This is a genomic window from Thermogemmatispora carboxidivorans (assembly GCF_000702505.1).
Lineage (GTDB): Bacteria > Chloroflexota > Ktedonobacteria > Ktedonobacterales > Ktedonobacteraceae > Thermogemmatispora > Thermogemmatispora carboxidivorans.
Genome location: NZ_JNIM01000001.1, coordinates 33,434 through 59,477, shown reverse-complemented (window position 1 = coordinate 59,477; position 26,044 = coordinate 33,434). Strand labels below are relative to the sequence as shown.

The 26,044-nt window shown below is 61.3% G+C and carries 18 protein-coding genes and 1 pseudogene; 1 reads left to right on the top strand and 18 read right to left on the bottom strand.

Translation table 11 applies throughout. From position 1 onward, the window contains the following. Positions 1-54 precede the first annotated feature (54 nt). The 17 genes and pseudogenes from N688_RS00225 to mraZ form a co-directional block, all read right to left on the bottom strand. Positions 55-1,623 (bottom strand): radical SAM/SPASM domain-containing protein, encoded by a 1,569-nt coding sequence (locus tag N688_RS00225; protein ID WP_081838341.1) that lies wholly within the window; start codon positions 1,621-1,623, stop codon positions 55-57. Between the two features lie 152 nt (positions 1,624-1,775). After that, the gene (locus tag N688_RS00220) at positions 1,776-4,523 is read right to left on the bottom strand and encodes a tetratricopeptide repeat protein (protein ID WP_052887406.1); all 2,748 of its coding nucleotides are present in this window, start codon (positions 4,521-4,523) and stop codon (positions 1,776-1,778) included. Between the two features lie 17 nt (positions 4,524-4,540). Continuing rightward, a complete protein-coding gene (locus N688_RS00215) occupies positions 4,541-5,866 on the bottom strand; it encodes an ATP-binding protein (protein ID WP_052887405.1) in 1,326 nt (441 codons plus the stop codon). 40 nt (positions 5,867-5,906) lie between these two features. Beyond that, positions 5,907-6,971, bottom strand: coding sequence for an SIR2 family protein (locus N688_RS00210; protein WP_052887404.1), 1,065 nt, complete (start codon positions 6,969-6,971; stop codon positions 5,907-5,909). 1,196 nt (positions 6,972-8,167) lie between these two features. Next, positions 8,168-9,151 (bottom strand): annotated as a pseudogene (ftsZ, locus tag N688_RS00205) (cell division protein FtsZ); the annotation flags it as partial. 183 nt (positions 9,152-9,334) lie between these two features. Then, positions 9,335-10,570, bottom strand: a complete 1,236-nt coding sequence (gene ftsA, locus N688_RS00200; protein WP_052887402.1) for a cell division protein FtsA — start codon at positions 10,568-10,570, stop codon at positions 9,335-9,337. A 355-nt stretch (positions 10,571-10,925) separates the two neighbouring features. Continuing rightward, positions 10,926-12,068, bottom strand: coding sequence for a cell division protein FtsQ/DivIB (locus N688_RS00195; RefSeq protein WP_081838339.1), 1,143 nt, complete (start codon positions 12,066-12,068; stop codon positions 10,926-10,928). After that, positions 12,065-13,105: a UDP-N-acetylmuramate dehydrogenase gene (murB, locus tag N688_RS00190; RefSeq protein WP_162179462.1), complete on the bottom strand. Its 1,041-nt coding sequence runs from the start codon at positions 13,103-13,105 to the stop codon at positions 12,065-12,067. Before murB ends, N688_RS00195 begins: the two co-directional genes overlap by 4 nt. A 187-nt stretch (positions 13,106-13,292) precedes the next feature. Next, entirely contained in the window at positions 13,293-14,924 is a 1,632-nt protein-coding gene (gene murC / locus N688_RS00185; RefSeq protein ID WP_052887399.1) for a UDP-N-acetylmuramate--L-alanine ligase, read from the bottom strand. Between the two features lie 119 nt (positions 14,925-15,043). Next, on the bottom strand, positions 15,044-16,210 hold the full coding sequence (gene murG, locus N688_RS00180; RefSeq protein ID WP_052887398.1) for an undecaprenyldiphospho-muramoylpentapeptide beta-N-acetylglucosaminyltransferase: 1,167 nt from the start codon (positions 16,208-16,210) through the stop codon (positions 15,044-15,046). A gap of 7 nt (positions 16,211-16,217) precedes the next feature. Further along, entirely contained in the window at positions 16,218-16,352 is a 135-nt protein-coding gene (locus N688_RS23700) for a hypothetical protein (RefSeq protein ID WP_272945024.1), read from the bottom strand. Positions 16,353-16,503: 151 nt separating this feature from the next. Further along, positions 16,504-18,147 (bottom strand): putative lipid II flippase FtsW, encoded by a 1,644-nt coding sequence (gene ftsW / locus N688_RS00175; RefSeq protein WP_052887397.1) that lies wholly within the window; start codon positions 18,145-18,147, stop codon positions 16,504-16,506. Between the two features lie 59 nt (positions 18,148-18,206). Next, the gene (locus N688_RS00170) at positions 18,207-18,587 is read right to left on the bottom strand and encodes a hypothetical protein (protein ID WP_052887396.1); all 381 of its coding nucleotides are present in this window, start codon (positions 18,585-18,587) and stop codon (positions 18,207-18,209) included. Positions 18,588-18,617: 30 nt separating this feature from the next. After that, complete coding sequence (locus N688_RS00165) at positions 18,618-20,399, bottom strand: peptidoglycan D,D-transpeptidase FtsI family protein (protein ID WP_052887395.1); 1,782 nt, start codon at positions 20,397-20,399, stop codon at positions 18,618-18,620. Positions 20,400-20,644: 245 nt separating this feature from the next. Then, on the bottom strand, positions 20,645-21,046 hold the full coding sequence (locus N688_RS00160; protein WP_052887394.1) for a hypothetical protein: 402 nt from the start codon (positions 21,044-21,046) through the stop codon (positions 20,645-20,647). 180 nt (positions 21,047-21,226) lie between these two features. Next, on the bottom strand, positions 21,227-22,201 hold the full coding sequence (rsmH, locus tag N688_RS00155) for a 16S rRNA (cytosine(1402)-N(4))-methyltransferase RsmH (RefSeq protein WP_202901803.1): 975 nt from the start codon (positions 22,199-22,201) through the stop codon (positions 21,227-21,229). 191 nt (positions 22,202-22,392) lie between these two features. After that, a complete protein-coding gene (gene mraZ / locus N688_RS00150) occupies positions 22,393-22,800 on the bottom strand; it encodes a division/cell wall cluster transcriptional repressor MraZ (protein ID WP_052887393.1) in 408 nt (135 codons plus the stop codon). Positions 22,801-23,460: 660 nt separating this feature from the next. Between mraZ and N688_RS00145 the strand changes: the two genes are divergently transcribed. Next, a complete protein-coding gene (locus N688_RS00145; RefSeq protein ID WP_052887392.1) occupies positions 23,461-24,423 on the top strand; it encodes an alpha/beta hydrolase in 963 nt (320 codons plus the stop codon). A 114-nt stretch (positions 24,424-24,537) separates the two neighbouring features. Here the strand turns inward: N688_RS00145 and N688_RS00140 are convergent, their stop codons facing one another. Further along, positions 24,538-26,040 carry a rhamnulokinase gene (locus N688_RS00140; protein ID WP_052887391.1) on the bottom strand — a complete coding sequence of 501 codons (1,503 nt, stop codon included), beginning with the start codon at positions 26,038-26,040 and terminating at the stop codon, positions 24,538-24,540. Positions 26,041-26,044 lie beyond the last annotated feature (4 nt).

The window sequence follows — 26,044 nt, the reverse complement described above, 5'->3', positions numbered from 1 at the left end:
AGAGCTGAGCCAGACCACGGGGAAGGAAGAGAGGGCCGCCCTCTCCCTCTCAGACTAGAAAGCAAGCGGCGTTCCATATTTGAGCACACGCAGAGCCTCCAGGCGGAGCACGTCCGGGAAGAGGGCTTGATAAATGGCACAATTTGGCGATCGGACATCGAGTCGTCCAGTCAGACGAAAAGTCAGCAACGGACAGCCGCCCGCGCACCAATAACGCCAGCGACAGGCTCGACAGCCCTCTTTCTCATCAACCGGGACGGCACGCAGTCCGCCCGAGAAGCGACGCACCGCCTCCAGCGGATCTTCTGCAGCAATGGTCGTAATTGTCTGCCCGAGCGCAGCCTGACAGCGCGCCACGCCTCCGCGCTGATCGATTACTAGATAGTTGCGTCCCATGCCACAGGCGTAGGGAGAGGCATGCCCGGGATGAGTCCGATCGAGCAGCGCGTTGAACAAGCGACGGCGAGGTAGCCGGCTTTCAATCACCGCAAAAGCGGCTCGCATGCCCGCTATCATCTCCTCTTCCTCAAATCGAAGATATTCAATATTAGTAGCGCAATCATTCTCACGGTAGTAGCTGAGAGTAAAGGGCAAATCGCGCGCTAGCAAATACTCGAGCAGAGCGGGCAAGCCGGCGAGATTGCGTCGGGAGACCGTCACATTGACAGCAGGGGGCCAGCCTGCGGCCAGCAAGCGATTCAGGGCGCGCTCAACATAGGCGAACGAGCCGTGACCATGCCCAAAGGGGCGCTGCAGATCGTGCTGCTGACCAAGCCCATCGAGCGAGAGCATCACCCTGATGCGTCGCTCTTTCAGAGAGGCGATGGCTCGTTCGCTCAGGGCCACGCCATTTGTGAGCAAGGAGGCGCTTACTCTGATACGCGCCTGCTCTCCCAAGGCGAGAGCATAGTCATGCAGGGTCAGCACCTGGCGAAGACGCAATGTTGGTTCACCGCCAGCGTACTTCAGATGCACCGCCCGGTAGCCGTGGCGCCGCGCGGAGCGAAAGATGGCCTCGACCGTCTGTCTGGCGGTCTCCTCAGTCAGATGCTCGGAGCTTTTGCGGACATAGCAATACTGGCAAGCGAGATTGCAAGCATTCGTAATATGCAGCCAGGCGGAGAGGATCATGCCGTTACCTTTGTGCTCAGCAGAGCCGCCCGGGGCTGGCCTGGCAGTCACGGGGACTAGCAAGCCCAGTCCGACCAGCAAGCGCAGCAGCAAGAGGAGGCTCTCCCTGGACACCTGTGAGAAAGCCCGCGCGGCCTCGGCGGGCGAGGCTGGCTGCTCAAAGAAGCGGAGCAGAGCCAGGGCCTCGCCATCCAGGACGGCCAGGTGGAATGCTGTTAGCTGCTCGGGATCACAGACCAGCCAGCGCCCGGGCAAGCATTCCTGCCTGTATAGAGAAGGGGACATCCGTAGCCGGCTCGAGTCGTTGTGAAGATCGCCAGGCTTCTCTTCCGGCAGCAGCGGCTGATCTCTCCAGTCGCACAGCACCTCCCTTTGGCTAGAGGGACCCCTACCACCCGACCCCTCATCCTCATCGGGCGATTCGCACTCGTTAGGGGTTCCGCCCTCGCGAGAGATGCTCCAGAGGGGATCAAAATCAGCCCAGATATTCATTCGTACATGTCACCCCTACAGAAAGAACTGAGCGCCAGCGAGCGGCAACTAGACGAACCGCACTAGAAAACCAGCAGTAACAGCACAAGACCCCAAGGCTGCAAAAATCCGGGATCAAGCAGAATGGCAGCCTATATGCCGGGGGCCATCAGCTACCCTGGAATGCACAGAAGTTGAGCAATTTCCTCGCAAGCCTGCTCCAGTTCAGGATACTGCTCCGCCAGGCCGCGCTGACGCCAGCTCTCGCGTACCAGATGCGCAGTCGGGGAGACCTTTTCAAGCGGGAGAGAGAGCAACCGCCCTACCAAGCGCCGTTGCGCCTTGTGATATTCCAGAAAGTTGTGCTGAGTCATCCAGGCACAACTGGCCACATAATGCTGGAAGGCCTCCTCAACGCGCTCCTCCACGAGCGCCAGGTCGCCCAGCAGGTCCTCGCCCCGCCCCAGTAGCAGACAATAGCCCTCCTCCTCAGCGATCATGCGCGCCTCCCTCCAGGCCGCCAGCGCCTCCTCGCGTCGGCCCAGGTGGGAAAGCGCTTCCACCAGGTCGAAGAGGCTGGCCGCTAGCTGATAGCGATCGTGCACGTGGCGCGCATGCTCACAGGCACACTGCCAGTGCGCAAGCGCCTCCTGCCAGTGCTCCTGCTCGGCGGCGACCCGCCCCTGATAGGAGTGACTGGAGATGAAGACCTCTTCATCGAAGCCGGTCACCAGCGCCTCAGCCTGCTTGAACAACGTATCGGCCTCCTCTAGCTGCCCTTTGAGCAGGGCCACCTGCCCCAGGCGGTTATAGGTGGCCGCCAGCCCCGTGCGATAGCCCACATGGGCATAGCACTCGAAGGCGTGGCGAAAGTGCTGTTCGGCCTGCAGGAGATCGCCACTCTCCAGATAGATGACCGCCAGGGTGCTGTGGGAGAGGCCGACGGCCCGTTCATTCAACTTGCCCTGCCGCCACAGCTCCTCTCGCACCCGCAAGCCCAGCAGACAATAACGCAGAGCCTCCTCGATGCGGCCCTGTAGCCGATAGACCTGCCCGATGCTATTGAGCAGGTTCGCATACCAGGCCCGACTCCCCTGCTGCCGGTGATAGGCCAGCGAGGCCTGATAGCAGCGCAGCGCCTCGTCCCACTGCCCCAGCCGACGGTAGACATACCCGAGCTGGCCCTGCAGCGTGCTGACCTTTTCTTCATTCCCTCGGCGCCGGGCCAGCTCCAGACACTGCGTGTAATAGTGAATCGTCTGCAGCAACTGCTGTTGCTGCAAGGAACAACGCGCGAACTCATAGCAGAGCGCTTCTTGCTGGGTTGCCAGCCAGGAGGGGTCGGCCTCTTGCTGCAACCGTGCAAGCAGCGTTTGCGCCAGCTGAGGCTGTTCTTCAATGCGCAGCAGCTGGGCCTCCCAGAGCCGGAGCTGCCAGCGCTGGGCAGGCGTCAAGATGGGCTCCTCTTCCCGCACGGTTTCCAGCAGGATGCGAGCAAAGCCGCTGCGCCAGCCGACCGTGGCGGGTCCAAAGAGCTGCTGAAAGCGCCGCAGGCCCTCCTCCACATCCACCGTCAGCCAGTGAGCCAGCAGCTCCACGCGGCTGGCCAGCCACTCCTGCTCAGGGAGCGCCTGCTCTTTCTGCTGTTCATAGTAGCTGATCACGGCCCGACTCAGCCCGCGGCGAAAGCGCCGGTCGGGGTCCTGACGCTCCCAGCAATAGTGCACCACCAGGCGGCGCATCTCATCATGCAGAGCCAACTCATCTCCCTCGCCAGCAGCGCGCACGAACGAGAGTTGCCGCAGAGCAGTCAGCCACTCCTCAACAGAAGCATGCTCGCCATCCTCTGTCAGCTTGACCTGCGTCAGCAGCCAGGCTAGCAGAGGGGCAGATAACCGATGGTAGACATGGGCCAGGACCAGAATCAGCCAATTGAGCGGGCGCTCCAGATCATTGATGCGTACGACAAGCTGCTCCTCAAAACGCCCTTGAGGGAAGGCCACCAACTCACGCAGCGTCAGCAGCCCTCTGGCCAGCAGATCACAGGCCAGCCCGACCAGAATAGGGCGCCCTGCCGTTAGCTCATAAAGGCGCTCAATGGAACGGGCCTGGCTCTCGCTCTCTGCCGTTGACGCAGTTTGCTCCGCTCCGCTGGCCGCCACAGCCGTCTCATCGGAGGCAGAGGCATTGAAGAGATTGGCCAGCTCGCGCTCAAGATAGAGACGCACCTCAGCGGCAGAAAAAGGAGGCAGCGCCAGATCCAGCACCTCCTTCTCGCGCCCATGCCATGTTGGATGCTGCCAATCCAGCGGATTGCGCCCCGCTAACAAGACCTTCACATGGGGGAGGCCATAGCGCTCGGGGAAGAGCTGCCCCAGGCCCAAGACCGCTACCTGGGGATTGCGCTCGACCAGTTCGAAGGTATCGAAGACGAGCAAGAGCTGTGGCACATCCGTCGGCAGAAGTGGCAACAGCTCCTGTACATCGCGCGCCAGGGCCTCTGAGAGGCTATCCCGAATGCGGATATCAGCCACATCCTTCTCCGGGTAGAGGCTGCTAAGATAGCCCTGGGCCGCAAAGGTCTCCAGCGTTTGAGCGAAAGCCTGCGCCCACCAGTGCGGATAAGCCGCCTGGAGACCTTCAACGACGCGGCGCGCGATCACCAGGCGATCGCGATCGGCAACACGGAAGAAATCCACCTGGACAACGGCCAGATGGGGAAAGCGCTGCTGCGCGAGCGAGACACAGGCCCGCAGGAACCAGGTCTTTCCAATGCCGCCCCGCCGAGCAGGGTCCGGCTCGGCATCATGCACAGAGAGAATCCAGGGAGCATCAGGCTGGACATTTGCCAGCCAGTCCAGAAAGAGAGAAAGCTCACGATCTCGCCCAAGAAAAGTCTCGGGTACCCCTCGGCGTTCCATAGCATGATTCCCTCACCCTAGTGTTCGAGTGCTTGTAGCCCTGTGAGCAAGCGCTGGGCATGTTCCCCCAGGACTTCTTGCAGCTCCTGATCTTGACGAACCTCTTCAACAAATTGCACGCGAGCCTCAGCCGTCTCCCAGGACAGAGTCGCCAGAAGCTCCTCAATTCCCTGCCCCAGCGCCGCAGATTCCAGGCAGAAGGCGCTATGATAGAGCCATTCGCGCAAATAGCGGATACGATCGGAACCATTGACGCGCCGGGCCAGACGCTGGTTGAAGGCAGCTAACCAGCGGTGGAGCGTAGTGAACTGCTCCGGCTGCTCGATCTGCAAGGATAGCAAGAAGAGCCAGCGCACCGGCCCCTCAACCGCATAGCCGGCACGATCCAGATGCCAGCGTACGACTTCAGTCCTATCACTCAGCTCGCGTGGCAAAAAGAAATAAGCTAAAGGGCTTTCGCGCGCCCACTCGGGAGCAAATTGCTCAATCAGTTCCTGCAATAAGAGAAGATTGAAGCGACGAGGCACCGAGAGAAGACGTAAGAGACCCTCATAGAAAGAGCGCTTCTCAGGAGAGAGCTTTCTCAGAATCTCCTGCCGGATCACCCGCTCAGTCAAGAGCTGGAGCAACTGGAGGCGATCAGCCGGCTGGCGGGGATCAAGGCCGCCACGAATGGCCTCAGTGAGCACTTCCATCGCTAGAGGATAGCCCCGCGTCCAGGAGAAAATCAGCTCCCGGACCTCGGCCTCCAGAGGCAGCCCCACCTTCTGCAGATAGACATCGCAGCTCGGACGATCAAGGGGACCGAGCTCCAGCACTGTTATCTTCCGCGCGACGGAACGCTCCCGCTCGAAGGAGACCAGACGCGGAGATGCCAGGACCACAAAGAGACTATACTCCATCAACAGCTCACGCAGCAGAACTTCCAGCCAGCGGACCTGGCGCTCATTGCTGGCCTCCACCGCATCCACCAGCAGAACCGCCCGCCCCCGCCGGGCAAGGATACGTAAAGCCTCCACTGCACGCCGCAGGCCAGGATCAAGCGGCTCCGCTCCCTCCCCTTCTGTCCCTCCTACCTCGACCCGATAGCGCTGCACCTGCTCGACGATCTGGTGCTCAAGCAGGCTCTCCCCCAGCCCAGCCTCAGCCCAAATAAATGGCACATCCGCCGTCTGACAACGGCGCTGCACCTGACGGAGCAACGCCGTTTTACCAATGCCGCGCACACCGCACAGCTCCACGACAGGCGTCCGCAAGAGACGCTGACGGTCCTGCAAGGTCTGCAGCGCCTCCTCAATGAGATGTAACTCAAATTCTCGGTTCACAAACAATTCGCCTTCCATGCCAGATCTCCCGAATCATGAACCACTACCGTTGAAAAGACTATTCGTCACGAAGGAGCAGCCGCCGTAATGAGCCTAACTGTTCCCTTAGCATGGACAGCTCAGAGGTCACAAGCTGAAAGCATTGCTCTGTCTGCTGCTGAAGCGAGCTGAGTTGCATCAGGGTATTCTGAAGCATCTCCCGAGTCTCACGTCTCTCTCTCTGCGCAATCATATATTCACTATTTATTTTACGCAATTCGCTAAGAATATCGAAGAAATTTTTGACACTGGCTGGCATTGAAGATTTCAAATGCCAGAATAGCGCCTTCAGGAAGTTATCATAGTGCCCATCCCAACCTGTGATATAGCGCGCCTGACGAGCGTTGAAGACACGAGCCATGTGCGATTCGGGAGGAGGCAGATCTTCATCAACAAACCAGGTTGAGCTGAATCCTCCATCGAGAGGAATCAAGTCGATCAACTCAGCATCCCAGCGCTGATCAAGACCGATGGCCAGGATGTCGCTTCCCAGCACCTGCTGGAGATGCTCTTTGAGTTTGATCTTCCGGTCGAGATAGGAGCGCTGACGCCTGGCATCGTAGACGCGAGCCACCAGATCCCCGAAGACCTTGACCACGCGACAGAGCCGTCGCTCAGGATGCAGCAAGCTCTGCTCATAGCTTCGCCCCGGGATGAAGACTTCATAGTGCTGCCCCTCCCTCATCCCTGCCTGACTGAAAGCCTGCTCAAGCAGATCATCGATGTTCGTAGTGATAATTTCGCTAAAATACTCCTCCTTGACCAGCTCAGCCAGGCAGAGATCGGCATCAGTGACAGCGACATCGCGCAAGGCCGCATGAAAGATCGAATCAAGGTCGCGTTCGCTAAAAGCATGCTCGTTGAGGACACGGTAGCACTCACTAAAGGCAGTGGGCCTAGCCAGAGCGTGCAGACTGCGCTCGCTGAAGCCCATGATGATTTCTTGAAAGGTCGAACTCAGGCGGTAAAAGGCACCGGCCCGCGCCCCCAGTACGAGCACGATCCCAGAGCTACCTTGCTTGCGAATGTCCAGCAGCTTGGCAATCTCTGGAATGCTAGACTCACTGGAATCTCGTCGGGGCATGATCTTCTTTCTCCCTCTGCCTGCCTTCTCATCATGGCTGCTTGCCAATCTCTCTCACACCCCGGCACTCTCAGGAGTAGGATAGGACCGCTTCGACCCCGACCACATTCCTCGCCCTGGCCTCATCCCCTCAGCTCCCCTCTGGCTGGCTCCTTCCTCTACCTCAGCAGATCGGGGCTCCCCTTCATTTGCCAGGCGCCAGATCACCTTGAGCAGGCAGGATTGTACCGATCGGCTCGCTGGTGTCCGTCTCGCCCTCTGTCATTTCAATCGAAAGACAGAGGCTATCTGCTTATATTGTGTTAGAAACCAGTAATTATGTCAACCATCAGAGTATCAACTACAGTATCATCTTTCTTAGTTGATTTTTCCTCTCTCTATACAGACAGCTCGACAGACATTGGGTTCTATAGTGAAAAACGATTACGGATTCCAGCTCAAGAAACACCCCTTACTTGCTCATCTGATGAACCAGCGTCCCTTTCTCTCTCCTGTTGCTTATCTACTTCAAATATCTACTGTGAATGAGCGGAAGCCAGCGGGGAGGTTTCTCTCCCCTGCCTTTCCTGAGAGGCGGGGAATACTGTTGGCGAGGAAGAAAGAAATACGGGTACGTTCAAGAGAAGAAAACAGACAGAAGTCAAGCAGGAAGATGGTGGAGGCGGAGCGGAGAACAAAGACGGGAGCAGCAGGGGCTGCTCCCGTCGCAGATCAGGTCAGCGTTTGCGTAAGAAAGCCGGAATATCGATCACATCGCTGGCCGGTCCTCGATTGCCGCGAGGCAGGTCGGAGATCTTCGGATCGAGGCGCCGAATCTGGCGCTGTGGTCGCTGCTCTGGGCGCTGCAGTGGTCGGGCCTCCGGCTCAGGGACAGGCAAGCGGCCATGAGCAGGTGTCTCCAGCTCCTCATCTTCGCCCTCGAAGCCCTCGCCGTAGGCAGCGTCGTGTAGCTCCGCGGCCAAATCGCGGCCTCGCTGGGAGCGTGCATGTTCCGCTGCCAGAGGCCCGGGACCGGTCGGGGCGTTGGCGATATTGAGTGGTGGCGTGGCCGGCAGCGGCGTGTAGCCCGTATAGCCCTGAGACGAGCTGTGGGAGGCCGCCGGTGCCGGCTGGCGCAAAGGGGAGGCTCCTCCCGAGGCTCCATTGCTCCCCAGGCCCGCGGGCTGGTAGAAAATGCTCCGATTGTACTCCAGGCGGCCTGTACCGGCAGCCGATTGATTGCGCACCGTATCGAAGCCGGTAGCAATCACCGTAATCTTGATGCGTCCATCGTAGGCGGGATCTTGCACCGCACCGAAGATAATATTTGCCTCGGGGTGGGCGGCGCGGCTGATCACATCGGCAGCCTCTTGCACCTCGAACAGTGTCAGATCGGTACCGCCCGTGATATTAAAGAGCACGCCGCGCGCACCGCTGATGTCGATATCGAGCAGCGGGCTGGCAATGGCCATCTGGGCGGCATCGATAGCGCGGGTCTCGCCACTGGCCTCGCCGATCGCCATCAAAGCCGAGCCAGCGGCGGACATAATCGTCTTCACATCGGCAAAATCTAGGTTAATCAGTCCGGGTACCGTGATCAGATCGCTGATCCCCTGAATACCCTGGCGCAGCACATCATCGGCCAGGCGGAACGCTTCTGAGAGCGGCGTGCGCTTGTCAGCAATCTGCAACAGGCGGTCGTTGGGCACCGTAATCAGCGTATCCACATGCTGCTTCAGATTGGCAATGCCCTCCTCCGCCGTCTGCTGACGCTTCTTACCCTCGAAGCTAAAGGGGCGGGTGACCACGCCTACCGTGAGTGCCCCGACCTCGCGGGCGATCTGCGCCACAATGGGGCTGGCTCCGGTGCCGGTGCCGCCGCCCATACCGGCGGTAATGAAGACCATGTCGGAGCCTTTCAGCGCCTCATACAGCTCCTCGGCGCTCTCCTCTGCCGCCTTGGCCCCCACGCTAGGATTTCCTCCTGCACCGAGGCCACGGGTCAGCTTATCGCCGATACGGATATGCTTCGGGGCTTGCGTCAACAGCAGGGCCTGAGCATCGGTATTGACGGCGATGAACTCGATGCCCATCATATTGGCCTGAATCATGCGATCGACCGCGTTGCTGCCGCCGCCTCCCACCCCGATCACACGGATCTGGGCGAAGCCTTCAACCTGATGTTGTCCCATTGATCCCATATATTCGTGGCCCCCTTTCGAGCCTGTCACAAGTTCTCTCGCTCCGCTCACCGCGCATTTCCTCCCTCTCTCCACTTGCGCCCCCGCCCTCGCCCCCGGCTGCCGACAGTCCCTGGCCCAAGCCAGGTCGAGCAGGCCGGATGCGCGGCCCGGGTCTCGTCTCCTTTCACAGGCTCCCAAGACTTACGGAATAAACGAACGTAGCCAGCGCCCGATGCGCGACAGCATAGTGCCGCGACCCGCCTGCTGCCCTTCCTCCTCCTCGTAGGTTAGCGAGGAGTGAGTCAGGCCCCAGAGCAGCAGGCCGACAGCGGTCGCATAGGCTGGGCGACAGATCGAGTCAGCCAGGCCATGCAGGCCAAGAGGGACGCCGATGCGCGCCGGCAGATCAAGGATCTGCCCGGCCAGCTCCAGAATACCCGGAAGCTCGGCAGTGCCACCCGTCAGCACCAGGCCAGCGGGCAGCAGCCCATCGTAGCCCGACTTCTTAATTTCATCATGCACCATCTCGAAGAGTTCTTCAACGCGCGCCTGGATGATCTCGGCCAGCAGCTTGCGCGGCACAAGATCGTTACAATCTGGCATGAATTGGGCGAGATCAATCATATCATCGTCGTCGATAGCCGAAGGATCACAGTGCCCGTAAGTGACCTTCAGCTCTTCGGCAACGGCGAAAGGCAAGCGCAGGCCGATCGCAATATCGCTTGTAATCAGATTACCGCCGATGGGCAGAACTACGGTATGCCAGATGGCACCGTCGATATAGATGGCAATATCGGTGGTGCCACCGCCCACATCCACGAGCACCACCCCCAGGTCGGTTTCGCCATCGGCCAGAACCGCCTCCCCCGAGGCCAGCGGCTCCAGCACCAGATCCTCAATCTCCACATGAGCCTTTTGGACGCATTTAATCAGATTGTGAATCGAAGAGACGGAACCTGTGACAATATGCGTCTCTACCTCCAGGCGGAAGCCAGACATGCCGATGGGATTCTTTATGCCCTCCTGCCCATCAACGACATAACCGCGCGGAATGACGTGAATGATCTCGCGATTGGCCGGAATGGCAATCGCCCGCGCCACTTCAATCGCCCGGCAAATATCATTCTGAACGATATCGCGATGGCTCGGAGTGATAGCGACAAAGCCTTTGCTGTTCTCCGACTCGATATGGCTGCCGGCAATGCCCACGTAGGCCGTGGTGATATGCTTGCCGGAGAGGCGCTCGGCACGGTCGATTGCTGCGGCGATCGAGGTGACTGTCTCTTCAATGTTGACCACCACCCCACGCCGCAAGCCCTGTGAAGGGCAGGTGCCAACGCCAACAATGTTCAGCTTCCCGTCGCGATCAAGCTCGCCAACGAGAACACAGACCTTTGTTGTTCCGACGTCGATTCCGACGATCACCCGCTCTTGCACGATCTAGCTCCTCATCGGGCGGCATTGCTAGCTAGGGACACGCATCTGCGCTGCTCTCGCTCTCTCTCCTGCCCGTCTGCTTTCTTCTCCCCTTGCCCCGGCTCCTCTTTTCTCCTGCTCTCACTATTTCCACGCTTGCAGAGACCGCTGTTCACCGCGCCACCACCTTGTTTCTCTCTTTCCTCCCTTCCTTCCTTCCTGCGATCTGCTCCTCTGCTTCCCTTTGCGCACCGCGTGTCCATCAGAGACGCACTACAGACGTTATCGGTTTAGCATGAATGGCCCTGCTTCTGCAGGATCAGGGGCGCCTACGCGGTGAGGCCGGGCCTGCCCGGTCCCGCTAGCTTCCTGCTGCCTATGGCTGTAATGTGTAGACCACATTCAAGCCAAAGCGCAGGTCGATCGTTGCCAGGTGAAGCCCCTTCTGCTGCGCCATGACGAGGATCTGCTGCAACTCGCGCAACCGGTTGGCCAGCGGGTTGACATCATCCGGCCCTCCAAGATAGGCTACCCAGCCGGCGGGGCTGACGATGACGAAGGTGGTGTGGCTCACCGTCTGCGGCTGCTGCGCGGAAGGGCCGGCATTGCTTACATATATTTTACTCTCATAGCGTAGTGTAAAATTGCTAATCCCCGTCAATACGGGTACCTCTTTAAAGACCTCCACAGCAAAGGTGACTTCTGCGGCTCCCAGGCGCGCGCCAGGTCGAATGCCCGCTGTGACCTTCTGCGCGCGCGCATCGATTACCGTTTGGAGCTGGCTGGCCTGGGGCGTGCTGTTGGCCGCGGCCAGGACCATGCCGCTGCGATCCACGCTATAGCTTCCCTGGGCGGTTTTCCAGAGCAGCACCGGCTGCCGCTCGCTCACCATCACCTGCAGCCGGTCGGGCCAGTCGCGCTCGACGCTGGCTGTTGCCACCAGTGGCAGAGCCGCAATGCGTCTGCTCAGGGCCGTCGGATCGACCAGGAAGAGGTTTTGGCCCTGCAGGCCCAGCTGTTGAATCTGGGCGATGAGGGCCCGATTCTGGGTGCCCACCACGGTGATCTGCTGGATGCGAAAGGCGGGTCCCAGCAAGGCGAAGAGCAGCCCTGCAGGTACAAGCACGAACCCGAGGAGAGCCGCCAGGAGCCTGCGCCAGCGCCGACGCTGGCGCGCCTGCAGGCGGCTGCTCCTGCGAGGAATCTGGGCCGCTGGTCCTGGGCTGGACCTGGGCCGGGCCGCTGGTGAGCGTACGGCCCGCATCTGTCCACTTGAGGCTCGCACGGCTGTCTGAGCGAGAGCGCGCGCTACGAGAGGGGAACCCTCCTGGCGCTGGCGCTGGCGTCGCTGCTGGGCGCGGCGCTCGGCCATCGCCGTCCAGCCCGCCGGGTGCACGATCTTTTGAGGGGTCGTCACCACTCGCTGTCGCGACTGCTCCCCTCCGCCCTTCGCTGGCTCAGCGCGTCTGGCTTCCCAAAAAGCTATTTGCTCTCGTATCTCACCTCTATGCTCGGTCATGCTATCTCCCACTCGCCGCGCAGTTCGACCTCCAGCTCCAGCTCCACGCCGAACCGCTCTCGTACACGATTGCGCGCCTCCCTGATCAGGGTTGCAATATCCGCTGCGCGCGCTCCTCCCAGGTTGACGATAAAGTTGGCGTGACGCTCGGAGATACAGGCGCGTCCACAACAGAGGCCTTTGGCGCCAGCTTCCTCGATGAGCCGCCCGGCATAGTCGCCAGGGGGATTCTTGAAGATCGAGCCTGCGCTCGGCTGCGGTGGCTGGGTCCGCTTGCGATGCTGCCTGTATTCCTCGATCCGGGCGCGCAGTTTGGCCGGATCGTCGCGCTGCAAGCGTATGGCCAGCAGCTGGACGATCTCCGCCGGCTCGATGAGCACGCGGGGAGCTGGTTGTGGATAGCCACGCTCATCGAAGGTGACCTGGCGCCCCGCCCGGAAGCGACTATGACGATAGCCTAGCTCTAGCTCAGCCCGCTCGTAGCGCCGAAGCAGGGGCGCGCCCGCCTCGGCGCTCTCCCTTTCTTCCTGGGCCAGTGCAGGGCGCGCATCAAGCACCTCCACCCATTCGAGCACTTGCGACAGATCCCGCTGATGGGCCCCCGCATTGCTGACCACGCCCCCGCCCAGCGTCCCGGGGATGCCAGGGCCAAACTCCAGTCCTCCCCACCCCTGAGCCGCCAGCTCGTTCAGCAGCTTCGGCCAGCTGACACCGGCCTCCGCGTAGAGCAGGGCCGAGCCGTCCTCTTGCTCCGCCAGGCGGTAATCGCTGAGGGCGATACGCGCCACAATGCCGCGCACTCCTGCATCTCCAAAGAGAACGTTGGTGCCGTTGCCGACCAGCAGCAGTGGCCAGCGCTCTGCCAGACAGCAGCGTACGAGCCACAGCAGCTCGTCGCACGTCTCGAGCGAGAGCCAGAGGTCTGCCGGCCCGCCGACTCCAAAGGTGCAGTGACGCGCCAGCGGCTCATGCAAGCGTAGCCGCCTACCGAAGCGTGGCAGGAGCGTGGCGTAGACGCTCTCCGCATCAAATGTCATCGTCGCTTCCATTCTCCGTTCTTTTGCCAGGTTTTGAATCGATTTGCCAGGAAGGGTGACCCCCATCTCCTCCGTACCTCGCCCCGCTCTCCTTCTCCAGAGTTCCGCCTGTGCTCTGCTGTCCCTCTGTGTCCGTCCTTGCTCCAGGCTGTCCCGTCCTGTCTCCCAACCTATGTACGCCAGGCTTTCATCTCTGGTGGTGACTCTGGCCACCTTCTCCTAGCAGCTGGTTTGTCACGCTATAGATGTCGCCGGCCCCCATGATGAGCGCCAGGTCGCCGTCGCGTAAGAGGGCACGTAGCTCGGCCTCTGTCTGCAGGCGATCCCCTCCATAGAGGACCTGGCCCTCTCCTTCCCTGAAGCGCGGGCGCTGAGCCAGGGCCGCGACCAGATCGCGGGCATGAACAAGGCCTGTATCGCGCTCGCGTGCCGGAAAGATATCGCTGATGACGACGACGTCGGCCTCATCAAAGGCCTCGACAAATTGTTCAAAGAAGACTTTTGTTCGGCTATACATATGGGGCTGATAGACAGCGATAAGGCGCCGCTGCGGATAGCGCTGGCGCGCCGCTGCCAGTGTCGCTGCGATGGCTGTGGGGTGATGGGCGTAGTCGTCGATGAGCATGACATCACATGTTCGCCCAGCCAGCGGTAGCGGCCCCTGATGACGTATCTCAAAACGGCGTTTGCTGCCACGGAAGCCTTCCAGTGCTCGTCTGATGGCCTCTTCCGAGACTCCAAGGCTCTGGGCCGCCGCAATGGCTCCCAGAGCGTTCTGCACATTATGCAGGCCGGGCACGTGCAGGGCAATCTTCTCTCCTCCAAAGAGGGGGCGCGCCTGACTGGTAGTACCGCGGCTTCCTTCGGCATGCAAGCGGACTCGAAAGCTGGTCTCTCCTTCCAGCGCCAGATCGTGGGCCTCGAAAAGTAGGGGGCTTTCTCCTTTAACTGTAATAGACGTTAGCTGCTCAGCCTTTTCTCGTATGGCTTCGGCGGCCACGGTATAGAAGAGAGTGCGACCGCTCCAGCGGCCCAGGCGCGCGCGCAGCTCCAGGCAGCCGGGGCTGTCGGCATTCATGACCAGGGTGGGAGGCAGCGGCCAGCGCTCGCTCAGATCCATACCCTGGATGAAGTGCGTGAAAGCCTGCAGAAACGTCTCGTAGTCGGCAAAGAATTCAGGATGCTCATATTCGATCGAGGTCACGACAGTCAGGCGTGGATGGTAGTGCCAGAAGTTATGGTTGAATTCGTCGGCCTCGTTGATGAAGAAGTGGCCCTTGCCCAGGCGATAGTTGGCGCCGAAGGCCGGGACCACGGCGCCGATGACGCAGGTGGGATCAAAGCCACCCTCGACCAGCATCAGGGCCAGCAGGGAGGTGGTGGTTCCCTTGCCGTGGACCCCACAAACCGAGAGCAGGCAGTAATCGCGGGTGAGAGCACCGAGCAGCTCCTGCCAGGTCACTACCGGCAGACCTTGCTGCTGGGCAGCGACTAGCTCCTGGTGATCGGGTTCTAGAGCGGGCACGGCGGGCGTAATGACGAGCGCCTCCTGCCCTTGTAGATGCTGGGCGCTGTGCCCGATGGTTACGTCGATCCCTGCAGCAGCCAGCTCGTGCGTGGTCACCGATGCAGCCCGATCGCAGCCGCTGACTGTGGCCCCGTTGGCCTGCGCCAGGCGTGCCAGTGCTGAAATGCCCTGCCCCCCAATACCCATGAAATGCAAGCGCTTGCTGAGCAGAGCACGTAGCTCAGCCTGCCGGTCTGCTGTGGTCGCTTCGGTCTCGCTATTCATGGTCAGTTTTCTCTCTGCTCTCTCCATCGCAGCCTGTCTCTTTAGACGGTAGCTTGCTGATCTGTGTCACCAGGGGCGAGCGGACGGCGCCCGCCACCCGCCGGCCCTTTGCCAGCCTGCCCTCGCTCGGACAGCCTCCACCCCAGCTAGCTTCTGGCCTCAACAGAGGCCGGCTGCTCCTCGCGCGTAGGGGCCAGGCCAGCCAGACGCGCCACGGCTTCGGCGATAGCCTCGGTGGCATCTGGTCGCGCCAGGGAGCTGACCGCTCGCACCATCGCCTCGCGATAGGTCGGGTTGGTCAGCAACGTCTCTACATGGCCGGCCAGCACCTGGGGGGTGAGATCGTCATTGCGCACCACCAGCGCTGCCCGACGGCGCCCGAACATGGCCGCATTGGCCTCCTGGGGCGAGGAACCGATCGCCGGAGGCAGCGGCACCAGGATGCTCGGCTTGCCCAAGACCGCCAGCTCGCTGAGGGTGGCCGCCCCGGCACGGCAGACAACAATATCCGCCGCCTGCAGGGCAAGCGCCATCTCCTCATCCAGATAGGGCACCAGACGGTAGCGTCTAGACAGCTCTTCGGAGACAGGGGCCAGCGAGCGCCGGGCCAGAGCCTCTGTCTCCTGAAAGAGCTTTTTCCCACTGATCTGCAGGACCTGGCAGCGCTCCAGGAGCGCCGGCAAGGCCCGGCAGGTTACCTGATTCAGATGGCGCGCCCCCTGGCTACCGCCGGTCACCAGGACCAGCGGATAGAGCGGGTCGAGGCCCAGTTGCTGACGAGCCTGCTCAACCGGCACACGGCGCACGTCCAGAATCGCCTGACGCACCGGGTTGCCGACGTGGAGGGTCTTGCGAGCCGGGAAATAGACCCGCGAATCTTCAAAGGCCAGCGAGATAGATGTCGCCAGCGGCGCTAATAAGCGATTGGACAGGTTCGCAGGTACATCTTGCTGATGCATCAGCAAGGGAATACGATGTAGCCAGGCAGCCAGGCCAGCCGGGACAGCCACGTAGCCGCCGCTGGTAAAGACCACCTGCGGACGGAAGCGACGCACCACGCCGATCGCTTGAACAATGCCGACAGGCACCCGCGCCAGCCCTGTGACTGTGCGCCATGAGAGATAGCGCGCCAGTTTGCCCGCCTTAATCGTCACGAAAGGCAGGCCAGCAGCTGGGGCCAGTTCGGCCTCCAGCCCATCGTCGCTTCCCAGATAGAGAATCTCCGCCTGAAAAGTCCGTTGTAGCTGCGTCGCCACCGCCAGTGCAGGATAGATATGCCCGCCGGTGCCGCCGCCTGATACCAGTATCCTCATACACTGCCTACCACAAGGGCAAAAGGTTCTCGCCGGAGAAGCAGCCCGCCCGCAGACCAACCTGGTTTCCATCGCCAGTGAGGCCAGGCACCAGGAGCACTACCGGCTTCCACCCCGGCGGCATCGTTTTGTACAGAGTCACGCGAGAGTATCCTCGCTTTTTCCTTCATCGACATAAGAGTATGATCTGTGTTGACCGTTCAAAAGCCACTCATGAGCACGGGAAGACCAGTTCGCACCTGGCTGTCGTCTTCCCAGCACGCAGCCGGCCCGTCAATCATGGTTCCGGCTGCTCAACCAGCACCCTGACGAGAGCGCGCCGCGGCACGCTGGCGACCTCGCTTCAGGCGGAGTTCCAGTGTGCGCCGCGAGAAGAGCGGGTCATCCGGCTCCTGGACATAACGCGAGATATTGAGCAGCACGCCGACCGCCGCCATCGAGACTACCAGAGAGGAGCCGCCGAAGCTGATGAATGGCAGCGGCACCCCGGTGTAAGGGATCGAGGCCGTGCTTGAGCCAATGTTGATCATGGCCTGTACGACGATCCAGGTGGTGATTCCCGTGGCGAGCAGCGAGCCATAGAGATCTGGCGTGCGCCGGGCCAGGCGAAAACCTCGAAAGGCCAGCCACAGGAAGAGCAGCATCACTGTGGCACAGCCGATAAAGCCCAATTCCTCACCAATAATGGCGAAAATAGAATCGATATAGGGCAGCGGCAGATAGCCGGTCTTCTGCCGGCTCGCCCCCAGACCGAGGCCGAACCATCCCCCTGAGCCGAGCGCAAGCAGCGACTGATAGAGCTGCAAGTTGATCCCAGTCACATCGCGGAACGGGTCCAGGAAGCCAAGCAGGCGGAAGTAGCGATAGCCCCTGAAGGCCTGAGTAAGAAAGACCAGGCCGCCACAAGCCAGCGCTAGCAGGAGCTGGGCGATATTGGCCCCGGCGGAGAAAAACATCGCCGTCGCCGCCACAGCGATAATCACCGCGGTGCCCATATCCTTTTCCAGCAAGACCAGCCCGAGCACCACCCCTACAAGGATCACGAACGGCGCCAGGCCATAGAGGAAGGTCCTGACCTGATTACCCTTGCGCGCCAACCAGTCTGCAATGTAGAGGGCGAGCACCAGCTTGACCAGCTCGCTGGGCTGAAACGAGATGAACGAGCCAAAGGTCAGCCAGCGCGTGGCCCCATAGGCGCTTGTCCCGAACTTCAAGACCAGGACCAGCAGGGCCAGGGCAGCCAGCATGCCGATGAGCGAGAAGCGGCGCCAGAGCCGGTAGTCGATATGCATCGTCACCAGCATGGCGATGACGCCGAGCACAGCCCACAACAGTTCACGCTGAAAAATGTAGGAGGCATCGCCATAGAGGCTGGCCGAGATGAATGAGCTGGCGCTGTAGACCATGACCAGGCCCAGGCAGAGCAAGGCGAGGACAACGATGAGCAGCCAGTGATCGATTCTGCCGGCAACGCGCGGCAGGCGCATCTCCAGCTCCTCAAGGCGACGCTGCTCATCCTCGCTCATCTCCGTGGGAGGCGCTGCAGTCGCCGTGGCGCTCTCTTCTTCAGCCAGCAGCCTCCGGCGCCAGCCAGCAGTTAAACCGCTGCGCTCAGGGCGGGCGGGGGCCGCCTGCTCTACGCGGTTCAGCACGCCATCCAGTAGCCTGACAGCTCGCGCAGGCAGCTTCTTGCGTGCCAGCGCGGGCACCTTCAGCTGTTCCTCGGCGGCGAGATAGGCCTGGCTGGAGACCGGCTTACGTGGGGTCCGCCCCGCCGGCGGCCTCTTCTTGTCGCGCTCGCTCTGGCCTTGCCCGGCGCTTGCGTCCCTGGCCAGGGCCTCCAGCGCTGGCGAGCGCAGGTGAGGCAACGCCTCGCGCCGCCTCCCCTGGTTGCCCAGCCTCGCTTGTCGAGCTTGTCGCTGACGCTCATCAGGCATTGTAATACTCTATGTTCTTAATCGCTATGGCATGAAAAACGATAGACACCGCTGCATTTTCAGCTCTCTCCCTCCAGCGGCTGGCCATTGGTCTCACGGGTTTGGGCCTGAGCCGACTGGGTAGGCTGCTCCTGTATCGCCTGGAGGGCTTGCTCCACATCCTGCTCGCTGAGTGGTTCATGGCTGGCATGCAGGCGCTGCAGATCGACGACCTCCGTACCGCGGGTCTGTACCAGCTCGCTCCAAGGATCATTGGGGAGCGGCTCGATCACTACCGGCTCTGTGGGGGCAGGCGCTTCGGCCCTCTCTTGCTGTCCAGACTGGCCCGCCAGCCCCAACAACTGTCGCCAGGTTTCGCTCAGCTCAAGCTGCTCCAGCTGCTGCGCCTGCTTCTGTAGATCAAGATCGTCACGCTCTTGCTTCTGATCCTGTAATTCCATTTCGCACCTTTTTATAGTACCAGAAAGAAATCACTGCGACTGATCGGGCGGGACATGATAGTACCACATCAGCTCCTGGGCGATGGTCTTCCACAGAGGAGCGGCGGCGGTCCCGCCGTAGATACTGGCCTGGGGGCGATCCAGCTTCACCAGAATCACGAAGCGAGGATGGGAGGCGGGCAAGAAGCCCGCGACCGAAGCCTCAGTCTGATCCTCCGAGATCCCCTGCGTGGTGGCGGTGCCGGTTTTCGCGGCGACCGTATAGCCCGGGACGAGGGCGCGTTGAGCGGAGCCATCGATCGCCGCCACCTCCAGCATACTGGTCAACTCATGGGCCGCCTTACTGCTAATGACGCGGCGCACGACCTGGGGCTGAATCCTGGTCACATGGCCATTGGCATCGATAGCGGAGACCAGATACGGGCGCATCATCAGGCCGTCGTTGGCAATGGCCTGGTAAGCCAGAGCCACCTGCAAGGGCGTCGCCAGAATACTCTGGCCGAAGGCCTGGCGGGCCAGATCGCTGGGTGTCCAGCCGGGCGAGCCGGGACGGCGATAGAAGCCGGTGGCTTCGGGGCTATCGATACCGGTGCGCAGACCGAAGCCGAAGCGAGCCAGATAGGGATAATAGCGAGCGGGGCCGAGCAGGTCGTGGGCCACATAGGCGGCACCGACATTGGCCGAATGGACCAGCACCTCGGTCATCGTCTCGCGTCCCCAGGCCTGGTTCTGCCAGTTCGTCACCATAGGCGTCCCATCGTTGAACGTCAGATAGCCGCGGTCATAGATTGTCGTATTGGGCGTAATCAGGCCCTGATCGAGGGCTGCCGCCATCGTCACGGCCTTCAAGGTCGAACCAGGTTCATAGGCGCAGTAGAGAGCCGGATTCAGATAGACCTCCTCACTGTGGAGGCAACCAGTCTGGTCGGCGTAGCGTCCATACTGATTCGGGTCATAGCTCGGGTAGCCGGCCATTGCCACCACGGCCCCGGTGTGGGCATCGAGCACCACCACGGTGCCGCCCTGAGCGCCGAGCTGTTTAACTGTTGTGGCCAGCTGCGTCTGCACAAAGTACTGGATCGTGCTATCGATGGTCAGCGTCAGATTGGCGCCGGGCACGGGTGGCTCTTCCGAGCTGGCGCCGACCACCAAGGGATTACCATAGAGGTCGCGCTCAGCGGTCAGGCTGCCTGGCTTGCCGGCGAGCAAGCTATTATATTGGGCTTCGATTCCATAGACGCCCTGCTGGGACGAACTGCCGCTGACGTAGCCTACATAGCCGAGCACCTGGGCGGCAAGATCCCCCTGGGGATAGATGCGCTCAGTCTGAGGGGCCAGGAAGACCGCGGGCAGGGCCAGCTCACGGAGGCGCTCACTCTGCTGTGGGGAGACCGCGCGAGCGATGAGCAACGACCAGCGATTGGCGGCAAGCGCCTCCATAAAGGCCCGGCGCGTCTCGGCGACGGAGAGCGTAGGCAGGACGCTATGAAGAGCCGTCAGGGTTTGTGAGAGGGCCTCCTGCAGATCATCGGGGTGGTCCTCGGAGAACTGAACCGGCTCGATATAGACGTCGTCGCGTACCACGTTGGTTGCGAGCACCAGGCCATTGGCATCGTAGATCAGGCCGCGCGAAGCGGTCAGCACCTGATCATGAATATGCTCCTGGCTGGCCAGTAGCGCTAGCTTGTGACCACTGTAGGCCTCGACGACCTGCCAGTAGTAGAGTCGTCCGAGCAGGGCAAGCATGCCAACGCAGACCAGCAAGAAGATGAGCATTTGCCGGGCGCGCGCGCGGCGAACCTCCGTGCTCATCTAGCCTCCTCCCCGTGGCGGAATGCTTCTCCTCGTCTTCTTCATGCGTCCTTCCTTCATCCATCGCGCTGACTCCCCCGGCAGGCCCGTACCCTGGCCTGGACCTCCAGCGCTGACTGGCTGGTCGATTGCTCTTCCTCCAGCCAGCGATCCAGATCCAGATCCAGAGGGCACTGTTGCAGGCTTCATACCCACTCAGCTCACTCGTTCACTGACCCTCAGAGAGACGGAGACGGGACACTGCATCAGGGGGCCGCTCCCGACTGTTGATTGGGAACAGACTGCAAACCGGGCACCTCCAGCACTTCAACAGCCTTCGGGTCGGCAGGAACCAGCCCCTGAGCCTGGGCATGGGCGGCAATATAGGCCGGCGACTGCTCCTGCGCCAGGGTGTTGACCAGGTCCTGATTCTGCCGCTGCAGCACTGCCTGCTTTGCCTGATAATCCTGAATCTGCTGGTTCACATTGAGCGCTTGACTCAGCTGCGACAAGTAGAGCAGGGCCATCAGGGCGATCAACAGAACGCTGCTGATGGTCAGCGCCACCGGCCCCATCTGGAAAAAGAAGGGATGTAGCTGACGGCGGCGCCGCGCGGCCACAATAGGCCGCGTGGGAGCCTTTTTCTGTCCACCACTGGCGTAATGCATGGCAGGACCTTCTTTCTCTTCTCTTGCTCTCGCTCTCACTTGCTTCCAGCCCGCTTCTCGCTGCGCTGCGCGCTCTGTTGCGCCGTGCTCCTCCGACGATTGCCAACGAGGCTGGCTCAGAGCCAACAGCGGCAGGAGGAGGTCGCCCGCATCAGCCTGCCACCTCTCTGAAGAAGATGCTCAGGCAGGTGAGTCTGCCAGGCGTTCGGCTACACGCAGGCGAGCGCTACGTGAGCGCGGGTTAGCACGAACCTCCTCAGCCGTCGGCTGCACCGGCTTGGGAGTGAGCAGGCGTAACCGCGCGCGATGGCCACAGACGCAGACGGGCGTCCGTGGAGGACACAGGCAGTCTGTCGCCTCGCGCTTCATAAAATCCTTCACAATGCGATCTTCTAGCGAATGAAAAGCAATCACGGCCATCCTGCCCGCCGGGCCGCGCTCGCCCGGGACGCCGCGGCTGAGCAGATTCAGCATCTGCGGCAAGGCTTGCTCCAGATTCTCCAGCTCGCGGTTGACGGCAATACGCAGAGCCATAAAGACGCGCGTCGCTGGATGGATGCCATCGCGGGGGGGCCCTTGACGCGCGGCAGCGATGGCCGCTGTCACGATTTCTGCCAGCCGACGTGTAGTGGTGATGGGCGCCTGCTCACGTTCACGCCCGATGCGCCGCGCGATCTGGCGGGCGTAGCGCTCTTCGCCATAGCGGTAAAAGATGTCGGCCAGTTCCTGCTCATCGGCCCGGTTCACAAGATCGGCAGCGGAAAGCGGCTGCTCCGGATCGAGCCGCATATCCAGAGGCCCTTCCACCGTAAAAGAGAGGCCGCGCCGCGGGTTTGAAAGCTGCAGAGACGAGAACCCCAGGTCGAGGAGAATCCCCTGGACCGGCCCGAAAGCCTGCGCTGCAGCGATACGTTCGAGGTCGGCAAAGTTGCCTTGCGCCAAAAGCAGGCGTCCACTTTTCACATACCTGGAGAGGCGCTGCGCTACACGGTCCAGCGCCTCGGGGTCGAGATCGATACCTAGAACTCTGCCATCGGGAGCCGAGCATTCAAGAATCGCCTCTGTATGACCACCTTCACCTAATGTCCCATCAATATAATGACCGCCCGCTTGCGGTTGAAGAAACCGTACCACCTCTTCCAGCAGCACCGGCATGTGCCTTACTTCCATATTCCACTCGCTTAAACCGCTTGGTACGCGCTGCTGAGCGCTCCGCAGCAGGGAAGAAGAGCCTTCCCGTGCGACGCGAGCCACCGCAGCCACCAGCTAGCTGCCATACCTCCTGCCCACCTGTCCCTCTCTCCCGACTCGCACCACTTGACACCCTCCGCCAAGACCCCAAGATATTAAAAAGGAATTTTGCCCCCTTCGGCTTCCAGCTTCTCTTGATAGGCTCGCCAGATGGCGCGATCCCAAATTTCAAAGTGATCTCGCACGCCGGCTACGGTAACTTCCGTGCCAAGCCCGGCATAGGCTCGCAGCTTGGCCGGGATCACAATCCGTCCCTGAGCATCTAGCTCGACTTCGCTGGCGCTGGGATAGATGCGACGCTCAAAGTCGCGCAGCTCATCGCTGTTCTTGCCCGCCACCAGCTCCGCCGATTTCTCTTCCCAGCGCTGCATCGGATAGACTGACAGACAGGTCCCCATCCCCTTGCTGATCACAGCTCCTCGCCCCATCTGGGCCCGAAAACGCGCCGGCACAGCCATGCGCCCTTTCGAGTCAATCGTGTGTTCATATTCACCAAGAAACATGAGCATCCTCTACCCTGTAACGAGGAGCTATCTTCCTTCCTACGGCCTGGCTGGCTGCCAGCCTGGACCGCTGCGCCAAGATTCACCACTTTCCCCCACTTCTCCCCACTACATTATACAGTAATCCGGGGGAGGCGAAAAGAGTGTTATCCACCAATTTGGCCCTCCTCAAGTGGATAACTTGTGGATAACTTCCGACGCGCAGTCAGCTACAATGTCACAGTGCTACTGTTACATTCACTGTGCTCTTTAACACCAGAACAATTGTTATATAAAATGTTGTATATCCCCCGGTCAGCATCCCTACTCTCTCACTGGCAAACTCCCTTTCTCGCCACTACAGCTCTTCTTGGATGCCTATCTTTGCCAGCCAGGCCACTGGCTGCGGCTGCCAGGGTCCTTTTGCTTCTTCTCCACAGTTAACGCCTTCTGGAGAGTGGCCTATCGGAGCAAGACAAGGCGATCCCGCTTCCTGACACCGTGTCTGCTCGCAGAGGGTGAATGTCTTGATACCGGTATTTGCTCTGTCTGCCAATAGTGAGCTATGATGATACTGCTGCTGTTGCTTGGGCGCTGCTCTGTCTCGTATTGTCTTGAGGCAGAGGCAGCGAACAAGTAGACGGGCGAGACACTCCTTGGAGAAAGGCAGGAGACACGTGTATGCCTCTCGATCCGAACTTGCGCGCTTATCTCGACGGGTTGGCGGCCATGAATGTGCCGCCGATCAGCGCTTTGAAGCCCCAGGTGGCGCGCGAGGCCATCGCTGCCCAGCTGGCCACAGCTCAGGTGAAAGAGCCGGTGGCCCACGTTGAGGATCGGCGTATTCCTGGTCCCGCAGGCGAGATACCTATTCGTGTCTATAGGCCCGCGGGTAGCGGCCCGTTCCCGGTGCTGGTCTTCTTCCACGGCGGTGGCTGGGTGATCTGTAATCTGGATACACATGACGGCCTCTGTCGCAGTCTGGCCAATGGTACGGGTTGTGTGGTGGTCTCGGTCGACTATCGGCTGGCTCCTGAGCATAAGTTTCCTGCGGCGCCCGAGGATTGCTACGCAGCAACGTGCTGGGTGGCTGAGCATGCGGCAGAGCTGAATGGCGATGCCCGGCGCCTGGCCGTCGGAGGTGATAGCGCTGGTGGCAATCTCACGGCGGTGGTGACCCACCTGGCGCGCGAGCAGGGTGGGCCTCCCCTGGTTTTTCAGCTCTTGATCTATCCGGCGACGGACTTTACAGCGGAGACGCCATCGCGCCGCGAGAATGGCCAGGGCTATAGTCTGACGCTCGATGATATGCTGTGGTTCGCCAATCAGTACTTGAACAGTCCCGAGGAGGCGCGCAATCCGCTGGTCTCGCCGATGTTGCGCGAAGATCTGCGTGGACTGCCTCCGGCCTTGGTGATTACCGCCGAGTATGATCCGTTGCGCGATGAGGGCGAGCGGTACGGCGAGCGCCTGCGCGAGGCTGGGGTACCGGTGAGCATTCACCGCTATGAGGGGATGATCCACGGCTTTCTTACGCCGCCCATTCCTCTGAGGCAGGCTCAGGATGCGATCGCTGAATGTTGCCAGGCGCTGCGCCGGGCCTTCGGTCTGGAAGAGATCGGACAGGAGCGCGCTTCGTCCTGACGAGGGCACTTGCGCTGAGGTTGTTGTGAGAGGGCTGGGCCGGGCTGGGCTGGCTGTGGCGCCAGCGTGAGGTGCCAGACAAGCACCAATCGGCGCTTGTCTGGCACCTCGCTGCTACTGGAGAGGGGAGGCCAGTGGGAAAAGGGTGATAAAGCGGTTGTAGGCTTCATCCCAGGTGGTCCGCCGTTCTGGGTTGGGAAGAAAGGTCTGGGTGACCGTGGAGCTGGTGGCCAGGGTGCGCACTTCTTCGAGGGAGCGGAGTTCTCCGAGGCCGACGAGCTGGAGCAGGGCATTGCCCTGGGCGGTGGCCTCGATGGGGCCAGCTATGACGGTCAGGCCGGTAGCGTCGGCCAGTCCCTGGTTGAGCCAGCGGTTCTGCGCTCCGCCGCCGACGACGTGGATGGCCTGGAGTGGGTTGCCGGTGATGCTGACGGCTAGCTCTAATACCTGACGATAGCGCAGAATGAGGCTGTCGAGGATGGCCCGCACGAGGGCGGGAATGTCGCCGGAGGCTGGAACAGGCTGGCCGTGGGCGCCAAGCTGCTGGCGGATGCGGGCCGGCATGTCGCCCGGCGGGAGGAAGAGAGGATGGTCTGGGTCGAAGAGGGCGGCCCAGGCTGGTACTCCTTCGGCCAGAGTCAGGAGCTGCTCATAGGTGAAAGCTTGCCCATCTTCTTGCCAGCTGCGACGGCATTCCTGCAGCAGCCAGAGGCCCATGACGTTGCGCAGAAAGCGGACGGTGCCAAAAACGCCGCCTTCGTTGGTGAAGTTGCTGGCGCTGCCCTGGGCAACCTGGGGCTGAGGCAGTTCGAGGCCCACCAGGGACCAGGTTCCAGAGCTGATGTAGGCCCGGTCGCGCGGACTGGTGGGCATGGGTATGCCTGCTACGGCGGCGGCTGTATCGTGGGTCGCAGGGGCGATGACCAGCACATCCTTCCCCAGCTCCTCGGCCAGTTCGCCCTGGACTTTGCCGAGCGGGGTGCCTGGCGCTACCACTGCAGGCAGGAAGTGCGTCGGAAGGTCAAGCCCGGTCAGGAGGTCCCTGGCCCAGCTCCCTTGCGGAACTGACCAGCATTGGGTCGTAGTGGCATTGGTATATTCGCAGAGCCGCTCGCCGCTGAGCCAGTAATGGAAGAGGTCGGGCATCAGCAGCAGGTGGGTCGCGTTTTCTAGCAGGCGCGGCTGCTCTCGCTGGTGAGCCAGGAGCTGGTAGAGGGTATTGATTGGCATGAATTGAATGCCTGTTTGGGCGTAGATCTCTTCGCGTGGGATGCGTCTGAAGACCTCGTCCATGAGGCCCTCGGTGCGCCGGTCGCGGTAGTGGATGGGGAGGCCCAGCAGCAGGCCCCGATCGTCCAGTAAGGCATAGTCGACGCCCCAGGTATCGACGCCAATGCTATCGAGCCTGCCAGCCAGACGGCGCGCCTTACGCAGGCCGCTGATGACTTCCTGCCAGAGAGCGAGCACGTTCCAATAGAGATGATGCTGGAGGGCCACCGGGCCGTTGGCGAAGCGATGGACCTCCTCCAGGGTCAGGCGCTGACCATCGTAGCGCGCCAGATGAACGCGCCCGCTCTCCGCTCCCAGATCAACAACGGCAAGATAGCGCTCGCTCATTCGT